The following is a 529-nucleotide window of genomic DNA, read 5'->3' on the forward strand; positions in this document are numbered from 1 at the left end:
GAGCCGGATCGGAGACAGTGACGGTCTGGGCCGATGCCGACGAGCTCACGAAGCCAGCGCCAGCGGTGAAGTCAGCGGTAACACTCTGCGCGCCAGCGGTATCGAACGTATGCGACAGCGTCGCAACACCGCCAGTCACCGTCACCGGAGAACCGATCGCCGTGCCGTTCGACTTGAACTGCACCGAACCGACAGCAGTGTTCGGAGCAACCGTCGCGGTCAGATCAACCGCCGTACCCGTGATCGCCGTAGCCGGAACCGAGAGTGACGTCGTGGTCTCGACATCAACCGGAGCCGGATCGGAGACAGTGACGGTCTGGGCCGATGCCGACGAGCTCACGAAGCCAGCGCCAGCGGTGAAGTCAGCGGTAACACTCTGCGCGCCAGCAACATCGAACGTATGCGACAGCGTCGCAACACCGCCAGTCACCGTCACCGGAGAACCGATCGCCGTGCCGTTCGACTTGAACTGCACAGTACCCACAGCAGTGTTCGGAGCAACCGCGGCCGTCAGATCAACCGCCGTACC

Annotated in this window: 1 protein-coding gene; it reads right to left on the reverse strand. The window is 63.5% G+C overall.

Features of this window, described 5'->3' with window-relative positions; translation table 11 throughout:
* A partial coding sequence (locus tag ACFWAD_RS01655; RefSeq protein ID WP_378540833.1) for an Ig-like domain-containing protein occupies positions 1–484 on the reverse strand: 484 nt, incomplete at its 3' end.
* Between the last annotated feature and the right edge of the window lie 45 nt (positions 485–529).

Source organism: Rhodococcus sp. NPDC059969, assembly GCF_042738325.1.
Classification (GTDB): domain Bacteria; phylum Actinomycetota; class Actinomycetes; order Mycobacteriales; family Mycobacteriaceae; genus Rhodococcus_F.